At 56.9% G+C, this 13867-nt stretch carries 13 protein-coding genes; 9 read left to right on the plus strand and 4 right to left on the minus strand.

Going from position 1 to position 13867, the window contains the following annotated elements; translation table 11 throughout:
• The first annotated feature begins 14 nt into the window (after positions 1–14).
• Complete coding sequence (gene nadR / locus OKF39_RS04160; protein ID WP_003856522.1) at positions 15–1247, plus strand: multifunctional transcriptional regulator/nicotinamide-nucleotide adenylyltransferase/ribosylnicotinamide kinase NadR; 1233 nt, start codon at positions 15–17, stop codon at positions 1245–1247.
• A 40-nt stretch (positions 1248–1287) separates the two neighbouring features.
• Here nadR and OKF39_RS04165 read toward each other — a convergent pair whose 3' ends face one another.
• Positions 1288–2289 carry a zinc-binding alcohol dehydrogenase family protein gene (locus OKF39_RS04165; protein ID WP_049137695.1) on the minus strand — a complete coding sequence of 334 codons (1002 nt, stop codon included), beginning with the start codon at positions 2287–2289 and terminating at the stop codon, positions 1288–1290.
• Positions 2290–2397: 108 nt separating this feature from the next.
• On the opposite strand from OKF39_RS04165, the gene OKF39_RS04170 reads away from it, so the two are divergent.
• On the plus strand, positions 2398–3297 hold the full coding sequence (locus OKF39_RS04170) for a LysR family transcriptional regulator (protein WP_479983510.1): 900 nt from the start codon (positions 2398–2400) through the stop codon (positions 3295–3297).
• A gap of 63 nt (positions 3298–3360) precedes the next feature.
• On the opposite strand, the gene ettA is transcribed toward OKF39_RS04170, so the two are convergent.
• Entirely contained in the window at positions 3361–5028 is a 1668-nt protein-coding gene (gene ettA / locus OKF39_RS04175) for an energy-dependent translational throttle protein EttA (RefSeq protein WP_003856515.1), read from the minus strand.
• A 227-nt stretch (positions 5029–5255) separates the two neighbouring features.
• Between ettA and sltY the strand changes: the two genes are divergently transcribed.
• Both sltY and trpR read left to right on the plus strand, forming a co-directional pair.
• Positions 5256–7193 carry a murein transglycosylase gene (sltY, locus tag OKF39_RS04180; protein ID WP_048960647.1) on the plus strand — a complete coding sequence of 646 codons (1938 nt, stop codon included), beginning with the start codon at positions 5256–5258 and terminating at the stop codon, positions 7191–7193.
• A gap of 55 nt (positions 7194–7248) precedes the next feature.
• Positions 7249–7578 carry a trp operon repressor gene (gene trpR, locus OKF39_RS04185; RefSeq protein ID WP_024907404.1) on the plus strand — a complete coding sequence of 110 codons (330 nt, stop codon included), beginning with the start codon at positions 7249–7251 and terminating at the stop codon, positions 7576–7578.
• Here the strand turns inward: trpR and yjjX are convergent.
• Entirely contained in the window at positions 7569–8084 is a 516-nt protein-coding gene (gene yjjX / locus OKF39_RS04190) for an inosine/xanthosine triphosphatase (RefSeq protein ID WP_045259419.1), read from the minus strand. The genes trpR and yjjX overlap by 10 nt on opposite strands.
• Positions 8085–8133: 49 nt before the next feature.
• Here yjjX and gpmB point away from each other — a divergent pair, with 49 nt between their 5' ends.
• Positions 8134–8781 (plus strand): 2,3-diphosphoglycerate-dependent phosphoglycerate mutase GpmB, encoded by a 648-nt coding sequence (gene gpmB / locus OKF39_RS04195; protein WP_008502057.1) that lies wholly within the window; start codon positions 8134–8136, stop codon positions 8779–8781.
• Here gpmB and robA read toward each other — a convergent pair.
• On the minus strand, positions 8778–9647 hold the full coding sequence (gene robA, locus OKF39_RS04200; RefSeq protein ID WP_028015450.1) for an MDR efflux pump AcrAB transcriptional activator RobA: 870 nt from the start codon (positions 9645–9647) through the stop codon (positions 8778–8780). The two genes, gpmB and robA, sit on opposite strands and share 4 nt — an antisense overlap.
• Before the next feature lie 211 nt (positions 9648–9858).
• Here robA and creA point away from each other — a divergent pair, with 211 nt between their 5' ends.
• The 4 genes from creA to creD are packed head-to-tail and all read left to right on the plus strand — an operon-like array spanning position 9859 to position 13866.
• The gene (gene creA / locus OKF39_RS04205) at positions 9859–10329 is read left to right on the plus strand and encodes a protein CreA (RefSeq protein WP_014882476.1); all 471 of its coding nucleotides are present in this window, start codon (positions 9859–9861) and stop codon (positions 10327–10329) included.
• Between the two features lie 14 nt (positions 10330–10343).
• On the plus strand, positions 10344–11033 hold the full coding sequence (gene creB, locus OKF39_RS04210; RefSeq protein WP_047363400.1) for a two-component system response regulator CreB: 690 nt from the start codon (positions 10344–10346) through the stop codon (positions 11031–11033).
• Complete coding sequence (gene creC / locus OKF39_RS04215; RefSeq protein WP_248071470.1) at positions 11033–12457, plus strand: two-component system sensor histidine kinase CreC; 1425 nt, start codon at positions 11033–11035, stop codon at positions 12455–12457. The genes creB and creC overlap by 1 nt, the downstream gene beginning before the upstream one ends.
• A 56-nt stretch (positions 12458–12513) precedes the next feature.
• Positions 12514–13866 (plus strand): cell envelope integrity protein CreD, encoded by a 1353-nt coding sequence (gene creD / locus OKF39_RS04220; RefSeq protein WP_059357850.1) that lies wholly within the window; start codon positions 12514–12516, stop codon positions 13864–13866.
• Position 13867 lies beyond the last annotated feature (1 nt).

Here is a 13867-nt window from a genome sequence, read left to right on the forward strand (position 1 = left end):
AGGCACCGTAATTTATGTCATCATTTGACTACATCAAGACCGCGATCCGCCAGAAGGGCTGCACGCTGCAGCAGGTGGCGGACGCCAGCGGCATGACCAAAGGCTACCTGAGCCAGTTGCTGAACGCCAAAATCAAAAGCCCCAGCGCGCAGAAGCTTGAAGCGCTGCACCGCTTTCTGGGGCTGGAGTTCCCGCGAATGCAAAAGAACATCGGCGTGGTGTTCGGCAAGTTTTATCCGCTGCATACCGGGCATATCTATCTGATCCAGCGCGCCTGTAGCCAGGTGGACGAGCTGCACATCATCATGGGCTACGACGAAACGCGCGATCGCCAGCTCTTCGAAGACAGCGCCATGTCGCAGCAGCCCACCGTGCCTGACCGTCTGCGCTGGCTGCTTCAGACCTTTAAGTACCAGAAAAACATTCGCATTCATGCCTTTAACGAAGAGGGCATGGAGCCGTACCCGCACGGCTGGGACGTGTGGAGCAACGGCATCAAAGCGTTTATGGAAGAGAAGGGCATTGCACCTAACTGGATCTACACCTCTGAAGAGTCCGACGCGCCGCAGTTCCGCGAGCATCTGGGCATCGAGACGGTGCTGATCGACCCGAAACGCACCTTTATGAACATCAGCGGGGCGCAGATCCGCGAGAACCCGTTCCGCTACTGGGATTATATTCCGACCGAAGTGAAGCCGTTCTTCGTGCGTACGGTGGCTATTCTGGGCGGCGAGTCGAGCGGTAAATCAACGCTGGTCAACAAGCTGGCGAACATCTTCAACACCACCAGCGCGTGGGAGTATGGACGCGATTATGTATTCTCTCACCTCGGCGGCGACGAGATGGCACTGCAGTATTCCGACTACGATAAAATCGCGCTCGGGCATGCCCAGTACATTGATTTCGCGGTGAAATACGCTAACAAAGTGGCGTTTATTGATACCGATTTCGTCACCACGCAGGCGTTCTGTAAAAAGTACGAGGGGCGCGAGCACCCGTTCGTGCAGGCGCTGATTGACGAATACCGCTTTGACCTGGTGATCCTGCTGGAAAACAACACCCCGTGGGTGGCCGACGGCATGCGCAGCCTGGGCAGCTCGGTGGACAGGCGCGAGTTCCAGACCATGCTGGTGGAGATGCTCAACGAGAACAACGTTGAGTTTGTGCATGTGGAAGAGTCGGATTATGACACCCGCTTCCTGCGCTGCGTCGAGCTGGTGAAGGAGATGATGGGGGAGCAGGGGTAATAACTTCCCCCTCGCCCTTTTGGGGTGAGGGGGGAATACCTCAGAACTCAACCACCACCTTCCCGCGCATATGCCCCTCCAGCACCTTACGGTGCGCTTCGGTAATGCTTTCCACGCTCAGCCCGTGCAGCGTTTCGCTGAGCGAGCTTTCCACCACGCCGTTATCTACCAGCTTCGCCACCTCATTTAAGATCTCACCCTGACGCGCCATATCAGCCGTCTTGTACATGCTGCGGGTGTACATAAACTCCCAGTGCAGGGCGGCGGATTTGGACTTCAGCTTGTCCTGGTTCAGCGGATGTTCATTCTCAACGATGGAACAAATATGCCCCTGCGGCGCAATCAGTTCACTGACCGCATCCCAATGCCCGTCGGTGTCGTTGAGGATGAAAATATAATCCACGAAGGTAAGTCCCTGCTTCGCCAGCTCGCCTTTTAGATCGCGGTAGTTGACCACTACGTCAGCACCGCGATCGCGGCACCATTGGGCGGAATCTTCTCGTGAAGCGGTTGCGATAATCTTCACCTTGCTGTTGTGCTTCGCAAACGGGATCGCCAGCGATCCCACGCCGCCCGCGCCGCCGATGATCAGCAGGGTTTTGTCCGCTTCGGCATCCTGAATGTTCAGCCGTTCAAACAGACCTTCCCACGCGGTGAGCGCAGTTAAGGGTAGCGCAGCGGCTGCCGCCCAGCCGAGGCTGGCAGGCTTGTGGCCGACAATGCGCGCATCTATCAGCTGATGAGTGGTATTGCTGCCCGGGCGGGTGATGTCGCCCGCGTACCACACCTCATCACCTGGTTTGAAGCCGGTGACGCCAGCTCCAGCGGCTTTGACGACCCCGCTGGCATCCCACCCCAGAATTCGCGGCTCGTTCAGCCCATTTTTGGCGATGCCTGCATGCACTTTGGTATCAACCGGGTTAATCGATACGGCTTTCACCTCTACCAGCAGATCGTGTTCGCCGGGCGTCGGCATTGGCGGGGTGATTTCAATGAAGGTGGACGGATTTTCTGGGTTAACGGCAATGGCTTTCACTGACATGGTGTGCTCCTCAATGGAATGCGTTTTGTTGAGGCTAGTCTATTAAGTGGCCAGCCGCATGATAAGATGGACAATCATGAACTCAGCGTTCGTACAGAGTGAACAATCATGTTTAAACAGCTGCAGGATATGGCGCTGTTTGCGCTGGTGGCGGAGATGGGCAGTTTCACCGCGGCGGCGCAGAAAGCCGAACTGCCGAAATCCAGCGTCAGCCAGCGGATCAGCCTGCTGGAGCAGCAGGTGGGGATCCGTCTGCTGAATCGCACCACGCGCAGGATCAGCCTGACGTTCGCGGGCGAGCACTATCTGGTGCACTGTCGGGAGATGCTGGCGGCCAGCGAGCGGGCGGAGTACGCCATTCAGCGCCTGCGTGAAAACCCCAGCGGCCGGCTGCGTATTACCTGCCCGGCGGGGATTGGCGCGACCCTGCTGGCGCATATGAATGCCGAGTTTCAGCTTCGCTATCCTGACGTGTCGCTCGATGTATCGATCTCTGACGACGTGGTGGACCTGGTCGAGTCCGGTTTTGACGTGGCGCTGCGCACCGGCAAGCCGCAGGACTCCTCTCTGATAGGCAGAATGATCGGGCACTGCCCGCGCTACATGCTGGCCTCGCCGGATTATCTGGCACGCCGGGAGCCGTTAATCCATCCCCGACAGCTGGTGGAGCACCGCTGTATTACGCACCGGGCGTGGTCGGAATGGCTGCTGCGAAGCGAGGGTGAGGATTACCGCTACCTGCCGGACAACGGCCACATGACCGATAATCTGGTGTACGCCCGCGAATGCGCGATTGCCGGGGCGGGGATCACGCTGCTACCCGCATTTCTGCTGGAAGATAAGATCGAAAAGGGGGCGTTGGTTCAGGTGCTGCCGGAATGGCGCGTTGAAGGTAACGATCTCTGGCTGGCCTATCCGAGCCGGAAGCTGAATTCGCCCGCGCTGATGAGCTATATCGAGTTTGCGATGCAGTTTGATGAGGTGAAGCGGTATTACGTGGGTGGGTGATGTTGTGCGGTCTGATGCCCTCACCCTGAATAAAAAACGGCAACCGAGGTTGCCGTTTTGCTTTTATTTCGCAATACGCTTGTACTTAATACGCTTCGGCTCCAGCGCGTCTGCGCCCAGCGTGCGTTTTTTGTACTCTTCGTATTCGGTGAAGTTACCTTCGAAGAACTCCACTTTACCTTCGTCCTGGTAGTCCAGGATGTGGGTCGCGATACGGTCCAGGAACCAGCGGTCGTGCGAGATAACCATGGCGCAGCCCGGGAATTCCAGCAGGGCGTTTTCCAGTGCGCGCAGGGTTTCGATATCCAGGTCGTTGGTCGGTTCATCGAGCAACAGAACGTTACCGCCCACCTGCAGCAGCTTCGCCAGGTGCAGACGACCACGCTCGCCGCCGGACAGCTCGCCCACGCGTTTGCCCTGGTCGGTGCCCTTAAAGTTAAAGCGGCCAACGTAGGCGCGGCTTGGCATCTCGGTGTTGCCGATACGCATGATATCCAGACCGCCGGAGACTTCTTCCCACACGGTTTTGCTGTTATCCATCGCGTCACGGAACTGGTCAACGGAGGCCAGCTTCACGGTTTCACCCAGGGTGATTGAGCCGCTGTCTGGCTGTTCCTGACCGGACATCATGCGGAACAGGGTCGATTTACCCGCGCCGTTCGGACCGATGATGCCAACGATAGCGCCTTTCGGTACGGAGAAGGTCAGATCGTCGATCAGCACGCGGTCACCGTAGGACTTACGCAGGTTGGTCACTTCAACCACTTTATCCCCCAGACGTGCTCCAGGTGGAATAAACAGTTCGTTGGTTTCGTTACGTTTCTGGTATTCGGTGTTGTTCAGCTCTTCAAAGCGTGCCAGACGGGCTTTGCCCTTAGACTGACGGCCTTTCGCGCCCTGACGAACCCACTCCAGCTCTTTCTCGATAGACTTGCGACGGGCCGCTTCCTGAGACGCTTCCTGCGCCAGACGTTGATCTTTTTGCTCCAGCCAGGAAGAGTAGTTGCCTTCCCACGGAATACCTTCACCGCGGTCCAGCTCCAGGATCCAGCCGGCGACGTTGTCGAGGAAGTAACGGTCGTGGGTAATTGCCACCACGGTGCCTTCGAAGTCGTGCAGGAAGCGCTCCAGCCACGCCACGGATTCCGCATCCAGGTGGTTGGTCGGTTCGTCGAGCAGCAGCATGTCTGGTTTTTCCAGCAGCAGGCGGCACAGCGCCACGCGGCGGCGTTCACCACCGGAGAGATTCGCGATTTTCGCATCCCAGTCCGGCAGACGCAGGGCATCGGCCGCGCGCTCCAGTTGCACGTTCAGGTTGTGACCGTCGTGCGCCTGGATGATCTCTTCATATTTGCCCTGCTGAGCGGCCAGTTTGTCGAAGTCCGCATCCGGCTCGGCGTATTTGGCATACACTTCATCCAGACCTTTCAGCGCGTTAACCACTTCGGATACCGCTTCTTCAACGGATTCACGTACGGTGTGTTCCGGGTTCAGCTGAGGTTCCTGCGGCAGGTAGCCGATCTTGATGCCTGGCTGCGGACGGGCTTCACCTTCGATGTCTGTATCGATGCCGGCCATGATGCGCAGCAGGGTGGACTTACCGGCACCGTTGAGACCCAGCACACCAATTTTTGCGCCCGGGAAGAAGCTCAGCGAGATATTTTTAAGAATATGACGTTTCGGCGGGACAACTTTGCCGACACGATGCATGGTATAAACGAATTGAGCCACGTGGACTTCGCCTCTTTTATCGTAAATGAGAAGGAATTTCAGCCTCGAAGTGTAGCCTTTTTCACGCCCTAATCCCAGCCAGGAACGTCGGGAGTGTTAAAACGCGCAAGAAAGGTAAAAAAGTGTCCATGACGTGGCGCGTTGCTGGATGCCTGGTTAGCATAAGTTGTTGTGACTTTGACGTGGCAAGACGCTGCAATTGACGAAAAAACAATGAGGAAGAGCTTGTGGAAAAAGCCAAACGGGTGGTCTGGCGTCTGCTGGCTGCCAGCGTATGCGTAATGGCGGTAAGCCAGGCGGTGCATGCCGATTCACTGGATGAACAACGTAACCGCTACGCCCAGATTAAACAGGCGTGGGACAATAAGCAGATGGATACCGTGCAGGCGCTGATGCCGACGCTCAAGGATTATCCGCTGTATCCGTATCTGGAGTATCGCCAGATTACCGACGATCTGATGAACCAGCCGACCGTCACCGTGAATAATTTCATTCAGGCGAACCCGACCCTGCCGCCTGCCCGAAATCTCCAGTCTCGTTTTGTGAATGAGCTGGCGCGACGTGAAGACTGGCGAGGCCTGCTGGCGTTTAGCCCTGACAAGCCGAATACCACCGAAGCGCAGTGTAATTACTACTATGCGAAATGGGCGACCGGGCAGCAGGAAGAGGCCTGGGCCGGGGCGAAAGATCTGTGGCTGACCGGCAAAAGCCAGCCGAACGCCTGTGATTCCCTGTTCGGCGCATGGCGCGCTTCCGGCAAGCAGGATCCGCTGGCCTACCTTGAGCGCATCCGCCTGGCGATGAAAGCCGGCAACACGCGTCTGGTAACCGCACTGGCAGGGCAGATGCCGTCCGATTACCAGACGATCTCCTCGGCGGTTATCGCGCTGGCAAACGATCCGAACAGCGTCCTGACCTTTGCCCGCAGCACGGGCTCGACCGATTTTACCCGCCAGATGGCGGCGGTGGCTTTTGCCAGCGTGGCGCGTGACGATGTCGAAAACGCGCGGCTGATGATCCCGCAGCTGGTGCAGGCGCAGCAGCTGAATGAAGATCAAACCCAGGAGCTGCGCGACATCGTGGCCTGGCGACTGATGGGCACGGACGTGACCGACGAACAGGCGCGCTGGCGTGACGATGCGATCATGCGCTCAAACTCGACCTCGCTTGTCGAGCGCCGCGTGCGCATGGCGCTGGGCACCGGCGACCGCCGTGGCCTCAACACCTGGCTCGCGCGTTTGCCGATGGAAGCCAAAGAGAAGGACGAATGGCGCTACTGGCAGGCCGATCTGCTGATGGAGCGCGGTCGTGAAGACGAAGCCAAAGAGATTCTTCACTCGCTGATGCAGCAGCGCGGGTTCTACCCGATGGCGGCGGCGCAACGGCTGGGCGAGGAGTACACGCTTAAGATCGACAAAGCGCCCGCTAACGCGAACCCCGCGCTGACGCAGGGGCCAGAGATGGCGCGCGTGCGCGAGCTGATGTACTGGAACATGGATAACACCGCGCGCAGCGAGTGGGCCAACCTGGTGACCAGCCGCACCACGGATGAAAAAGCGCAGCTTGCCCGCTATGCGTTTGATAATCGCTGGTGGGATCTGAGCGTGCAGGCGACGATTTCAGGCAAGCTGTGGGACCATCTCGAAGAGCGTTTCCCGCTGGCGTATAAAGATCTGTTTGACCGCTACACCAGCGGCAAAGATATCCCGCAAAGCTACGCCATGGCGATTGCCCGTCAGGAGAGCGCCTGGAACCCGAAAGTTCGTTCACCGGTGGGTGCCAGCGGGCTGATGCAAATTATGCCGGGGACGGCGACGCATACGGTGAAGATGTTCAACATTCCAGGTTACAGCAGCCCGTCACAGCTTCTCGATCCGGATACCAACATCAACATCGGCACCAGCTATTTGCAGTATGTCTATCAGCAGTTTGGCAATAACCGCATCTTCGCGTCGGCGGCGTATAACGCCGGTCCGGGCCGCGTGCGCACCTGGCTTGGCAACAGTGCAGGACGCATTGACGCAGTGGCGTTCGTGGAGAGCATTCCGTTCTCGGAAACGCGCGGCTACGTGAAGAACGTGCTGGCTTATGACGCCTACTATCGCTACTTCATGGGACAGAAAGATACCCTGATGAGCGATGCCGAGTGGCAGAGACGTTACTGATCGGCATGGGTTGTGTTATGCTGTACTCGCTAAAGAGTACAAGAGGCAGCATAACATGACCCAGCATTCCCCGTATTCCTCGGCAATGGCCGAACAGCGTCACCAGGAGTGGCTTCGTTTTGTGGAGCTGCTTCGCCAGTCTTACGAGCAGGATTTGCACCTACCCCTTATGCAGCTGATGCTTACGCCGGACGAGCGTGAGGCGCTGGGCACGCGCGTGCGGATTATTGAAGAGCTATTGCGCGGTGAGATGAGCCAGCGCGAGCTGAAAAACGAGCTGGGCGCGGGCATCGCGACGATCACCCGTGGATCGAACAGCCTGAAGTCTGCGCCGGTTGAGCTGCGCCAGTGGCTCGAATCAGTCTTATTGAGCGATCAACGATAAATGGCGTTATGAAACGGGCTCAGCGCCAGGATCACCGCCTGATGGTAAACCCCTGAACGCGTGAGCTTACCCGCCGTAAAGACGCCAATCGCCCCTTCTTTACGCCCAATCTCATCAATGCCGGTGTACTGTGACATCACCGGCCCGAGCGCTTCACCTGCACGGACTTTTTCCAGAATGATCTCCGGCAGCGGCAGGGTGGCTGAGCGTGCTTCGCCGCGCTGCTCACGGCTTTCAATCACCACCCAGCTAAAGGTTGCGCCTTCGTCGATGCCTGCTTCAATGGCGACCCAGTAGTCAGCCTTCGGGGCCGCGGCTTTTGCATTTGCCACGCGATTTCGTGCGCCAGCGCGCGTTTCCTCGCTGCCAAACGGCTGTTCAGGTACGCCACTCTCGACGCCGATGGCCTCAATATGGCAGGATCCTTCGCCGAAAATCTCTTCAAAAGCCTTTAGAATTGCCTGAATTTTGGCAGGATTGGTGGTAGCAGAGACAACATGGTGCATAATTAAGCTCGATTCAAAAAAACTCATCGCAGTATAACGGAAAAAAAGCATGTTACAGGTATACCTTGTTCGCCACGGTGAAACGCAGTGGAACGCCGAGCGACGTATTCAAGGCCAGTCAGACAGTCCTCTCACCGAGAAGGGTGTGCAGCAAGCGTGGCAGGTGGCGGAACGCGCCAGAACGCTGGGCATTACCCACGTTATTACCAGCGATTTAGGTCGCACACAGCAGACGGCGCGCATCATTGCCGACGCCTGCGGCTGCGATGTGATGCTTGAGCCGCGCCTGCGCGAGCTGGATATGGGTGTGCTGGAAAAGCGCCATATTGATACGCTGACGGAAACGGAAGAGGGCTGGCGCCGCACGCTGGTGAACGGTACCGAAGATGGTCGTATTCCTGAAGGGGAATCCATGCAGGAGCTGAGCGTGCGTATGCATGCCGCGCTGGCGGAATGCCTCAAGCTTCCGGCAGGCAGCCGTCCGCTGCTGGTGAGTCACGGTATCGCGCTCGGCTGCCTGGTGAGCACCATTCTGGGGTTACCGGCTTACGCTGAGCGTCGGTTACGCCTGCGTAACTGCTCCATTTCCCGGATTGATTATCAGGAAAGCGCGTGGCTGGCGTCGGGCTGGGTCGTGGAGATGGCAGGGGACATTTCGCATCTCGATGCCCCTGCGCTTGATGAACTGCAGCGTTAACGACGGACAGGAATCAAGAATTCCATACGCAGATTGATTGGGCCTTCTTCCGGTTTGGCATCCTGCGCCGGGTAGTAGCGCTCGATATCCTGACCTTTACGGCGATTCAGATTCAGCATTGGCATGCACGTCCCGTAAACGGTCAGGATAAACTCCTGGACGCCCGTACCCAGTCCTTCATACGAGAACATCACGTACTCGCCGCCTTCCAGCACGACCGGCTTCGAACCCTGAATGTAGCCATTCGCCAGCTCCGGCGTCAGCGCGGTGGTGTAAAACACCTCCTGCTCGTCGTCTTTTTCCTGGCTTGGGTGCGTTTCGTTGAGGCCATACAGGATCGGCGGAATGGCCGGCGCATGGCTCAGGAAATCGCGCCAGAACTGGACGCGCATCTGATGGCGGAACTCAGAAATCTGCTCCAGAGAGCACGAGTAGCTCTGGGTTGTACCGATCAGATGGGTTTCCGGCAGAGTGACCATTTCGTATTTCGGCATTGCGAACTCGCCCAGACGCAGCGGCGGACGCATGCCAAACGAGCTCCAGTCAGGCGAGCGGCGATAGAGCGCTGGCGTCAACGAGAACTGTTTTTTAAAGGCGCGGGTGAAGGTCTGCTGCGAATCAAAACGGTACTGCAGGGCAATATCCAGAATTGGCCGCGCGGTCAGGCGCAAAGCCACCGCAGATTTCGATAAACGACGTGCGCGAATATAGGCACCGATAGCATGACCGGTGACATCCTTGAACATCCTTTGCAGATGCCACTTGGAATAGCCCGCTTTAGCCGCCACATTATCCAGTGACAAAGGCTGGTCGAGATGACCTTCCAGCCAGGTGAGCAGGTCGCGAATAATTCCAGCCTGATCCATATACTATCCTCATCCTTAAAACAGCAGGTGCCTGATAACAGGTTAGCGGATAATAGCATTTTTTGATGTTTTAGCATTCAGTGTTTTTTTTGCGCATTAATGCCTTTTCTCTCTCATTTTGGGTGAATATATTCTAATCCTGTGATCTTGCTACATTTTTGACTAACGTGTTGAATAATCGCTCAATGCAATTTTAAAGAATGGTAACAATATGAAATACAAGACTTTGCTTCTTACTGCCCTGTTACTGGTAGCGGGCCGTGCGGCGCAGGCGGAACAGATTGGTTCTGTCGATACCGTGTTCAAAATGTTCGGTCCGGACCACAAAATTGTGGTGGAGGCGTTTGACGATCCGGACGTGAAAAACGTCACCTGCTACGTCAGCCGTGCGAAGACGGGCGGTATTAAAGGCGGCCTGGGGCTGGCGGAAGACACTTCCGATGCGGCGATCTCCTGTCAGCAGGTGGGACCGGTTGAGCTGAGCGATAAAATTAAAAACGGCAAAGCGCAGGGCGACGTGGTGTTCCAGAAACGGACCTCGCTGGTGTTTAAAAAGCTGCAGGTGGTGCGTTTCTATGATGCAAAACGCAACACCCTGGCCTACCTGGCGTATTCCGATAAAGTGGTGGAAGGGTCACCGAAAAACGCCATTAGTGCGGTGCCGATTATGCCGTGGCATTAATTCAGGGATGAACCATGCAACGACCTGTAGTCTGGCTGGTTGAAGACGAAACCAGTATCGCCGATACGCTAATCTACATGCTTCAGCAGGAAGGATTTGCAGTAAAAGCGTTTGAGCGCGGTTTACCGGTGCTGGAGGCGGCGCGCCAGCAGGCTCCGGCGCTCGCCATTCTTGACGTCGGGCTGCCGGACATCAGCGGCTTTGAGCTCTGCCGCCAGCTTCTGGCGCAGCATCCGTCACTGCCCGTGCTGTTTCTGACGGCACGCAGTGACGAAGTGGATAAACTCCTCGGCCTGGAAATGGGCGCAGACGACTACGTCGCCAAGCCTTTCTCCCCGCGTGAGGTGTGCGCCCGGGTAAGGACCATTTTACGGCGGATGCAAAAATCCGCCGCCCCAGCGGAGACGGTGCGTATCGGACAGTTTGAGCTGAACGAAGCTGCTGCCCGAATTAGCTGGTGCGGTGAAGCATTACCGCTCACGCGCTATGAGTTTTTGCTGCTTAAAACGTTACTACAGGCTCCGGGAAGGGTTTTCTCTCGGCAACAGTTAATGGACAAGGTGTGGGGCGAAGACGGCGACAGTTACGATCGTACCGTGGACACTCACATCAAGACCCTTCGCGCCAAGCTGCGGGCAGTGAATGAGGAACTGTCACCCATCAGCACCCATCGCGGTATGGGCTATAGCCTGGGGCTTTATTAATGCGCATCGGAATGCGTTTGCTGCTGGGGTACTTCCTGATCGTCGCCATCGCCGCATGGTTTGTGCTGTCGATCTTTGTTCAGGAAGTGAAGCCCGGCGTGCGCAGGGCAACCGAGGGCACGTTGATCGATACCGCGACCTTGCTCGCCGAAGTTGGGCGTGAGGATCTTCTTTCGGGCAATGCGCAGCAGGGCAGACTGGCGCAGGCCTTTTTACAGCTCCATCAGCGGCCTTTCCGCGCCAATATCGGCGGCATTCATAAGGTGCGCAACGAGTATCACGTCTACATGACCGATGCGCAGGGCCGCGTCGTGTTTGATTCTGCCGGCCTGGCCGTGGGGCAAGATTACTCTCGCTGGAACGATGTCTGGCTGACGCTTCGCGGCCAATACGGCGCGCGCAGTACCCAGAGCCATCCCGACGATCCGGAGAGCACGGTGATGTATGTTGCCGCACCGGTTGTTGAGCAGGGCAAGATTATCGGCGTGCTGTCGGTGGGGAAACCGAACAGCGCGATGGCACCGGTGATTCACCGCAGCGAGCGACGGATATTGTGGGCAGGCGGGGCGCTGCTTGGCATTGCTTTACTGATCGGTTTTCTCGTCGCCTGGTGGATCAATCGTTCCATCAGTACGTTATCGCGCTATGCCGACTCGGTGACCACTGATACGCCTCTCCCGCTGCCTAATCCAGGCAGTAGCGAACTGCACAAGCTGGCTCAGGCGCTGGAAAATATGCGTATTCGCCTTGAGGGGAAAAACTACATTGAACACTATGTCCATGCGCTGACCCACGAGCTGAAAAGCCCAATAGCCGCCATACGCGGCGCGGCAGAAATCCTCACCGAGCAGCCGCCGCCGCAGGTGGCCGCGCGGTTTATCGATAATATTCTGGTGCAAAACGCGCGTATGCAGTCGCTGGTTGAAAAACTGCTGACTCAGGCGCGGCTTGAAAATCGGGTCGAGATTACGCCCCAGGCCGTCCGCGTCGACCTGCTGTTTACACGGCTTGCCGACGCGCGTTCGGCGCTATTGGCGGCAAAAAAGATTGCGCTGACCCTCCAGCCCGCTTCGCTTCTTGTTGAAGGCGATCCCGACCTGCTCGAACAGGCGCTCGGTAATTTACTGGATAATGCTATCGATTTTACCCCACAGGGCGGTGCCATTGAACTGGCGGCCCGGGAAGAGCAGGGGCAGATACGGCTGATCGTCACCGACAGCGGAAGCGGGATCCCGGATTATGCGCTGGAGCGTATTTTTGAGCGCTTTTATTCCCTGCCGCGCGAGAACGGGTTGAAAAGTAGCGGACTCGGGCTGGCGTTTGTTCAGGAGGTGGCGCGTCTGCACCACGGAGAGATTACATTGCGTAATCGTGATGAAGGTGGCGTGATAGCCACGCTGACACTTCACCGTCCCTTCACATAACTTCAAACTGGCCCCACACAGCCTGGTTACGCTCTCCACATCACAAAGGAGACGTAATGATGAAATCCCCCCTGTTCTGGAAAGTAAGCACCCTGCTGGGGTGCATCCTGCTGTTGTTAGTCCCACTGTTTATGGTGAGTAACCTCATTTCAGAGCGTGAAAGCTACCGCAACGATGTCGAAAATACGCTTCGCCAGAGCACCAGCGGGCCGCAAAAATTGGTCGGCCCGCTGATTGCGATCCCGGTAACCGAGGTTTTTTACAAGTTAGAGGATGAGAAAAAAGTCGAGTACAAGAAAAGCTATATGCATTTTATCCTGCCGGAGTCTCTGCGCGTTGAGGGTAACCAGCGCGTTGAGTCGCGAAATATCGGCATCTATGACGGACAGATCTGGAATACCGACCTCAACATAAAAGCCCGATTCAACACGGAAAAAATGACGCAGCTGAAAGGGGAGTCGATGACCCTGGGGCAGCCGTTTATCGTTGTTGGCGTGGGCGATGCTCGAGGCATTGGCACGGTGAAAGTCTCCAGTATCAACGGCGAGACGCTAAGTGTGGAGCCGGGTACAGGCGTGTATGGCGCGCTTCCCGGTATCCATATCCCGCTGACTGACAAAGCGCTGGAATTAAAAACGTTTGCTATGGATATTTCGCTGAATCTGACGGGGACAGGAAGTTTTGCCGTGGTACCTGTAGGACGTAGCAGTGAAATGGCGCTGAACAGCAACTGGCCGCATCCTGGCTTTATGGGTAATTATCTGCCGGTGAAGCATAAAATTGGTGACGCCGGTTTTCAGGCGAACTGGCAGAGCAGCTGGTTTGCGAACAATCTTGAGAGCTGGTTCAACGGAAGTGAGTCGCCGTCATGGGAGTCGATCCCCGCCTTCAGCGTTACGGTAGCCACGCCCGCCGATCAGTATCAACTGACTGATCGGGCGATCAAGTACGCCATTTTGCTGATTGCGCTGACGTTTATGGCCTTCTTTGTTTTCGAGACCTTAACTGGGCTGCGCCTGCATCCGATGCAGTATCTGCTGGTGGGGCTGTCGCTGGTGCTGTTCTATCTGGTGCTGCTGGCGCTATCAGAACATGTCGGGTTTACGCCAGCCTGGGTAGTTGCAAGTTTGGTTGGTGCGGCGATGAACGGAATGTACCTGCAGGCCGTGCTGAAAAGCTGGAAGCGCAGCGGACTGTTTGTGCTGGCCTTGCTGGGGCTGGACGTGGTGATGTGGTTCCTGCTGCGCTCGGAGGATAGTGCACTGCTGTTGGGGTCTGCGGTTCTCGCGCTGGCGCTGTTCGCCGTCATGTACCTGACTCGTCATTTCGACTGGTATTCGCTTTCACAGCCGAAGCGACCTGCGCCGCCCGCAGAACCTGATAACGACACAATGCGGATCTGGAAATAAA

The organism is Enterobacter cloacae complex sp. HYC042_NIDB, from assembly GCF_056673315.1.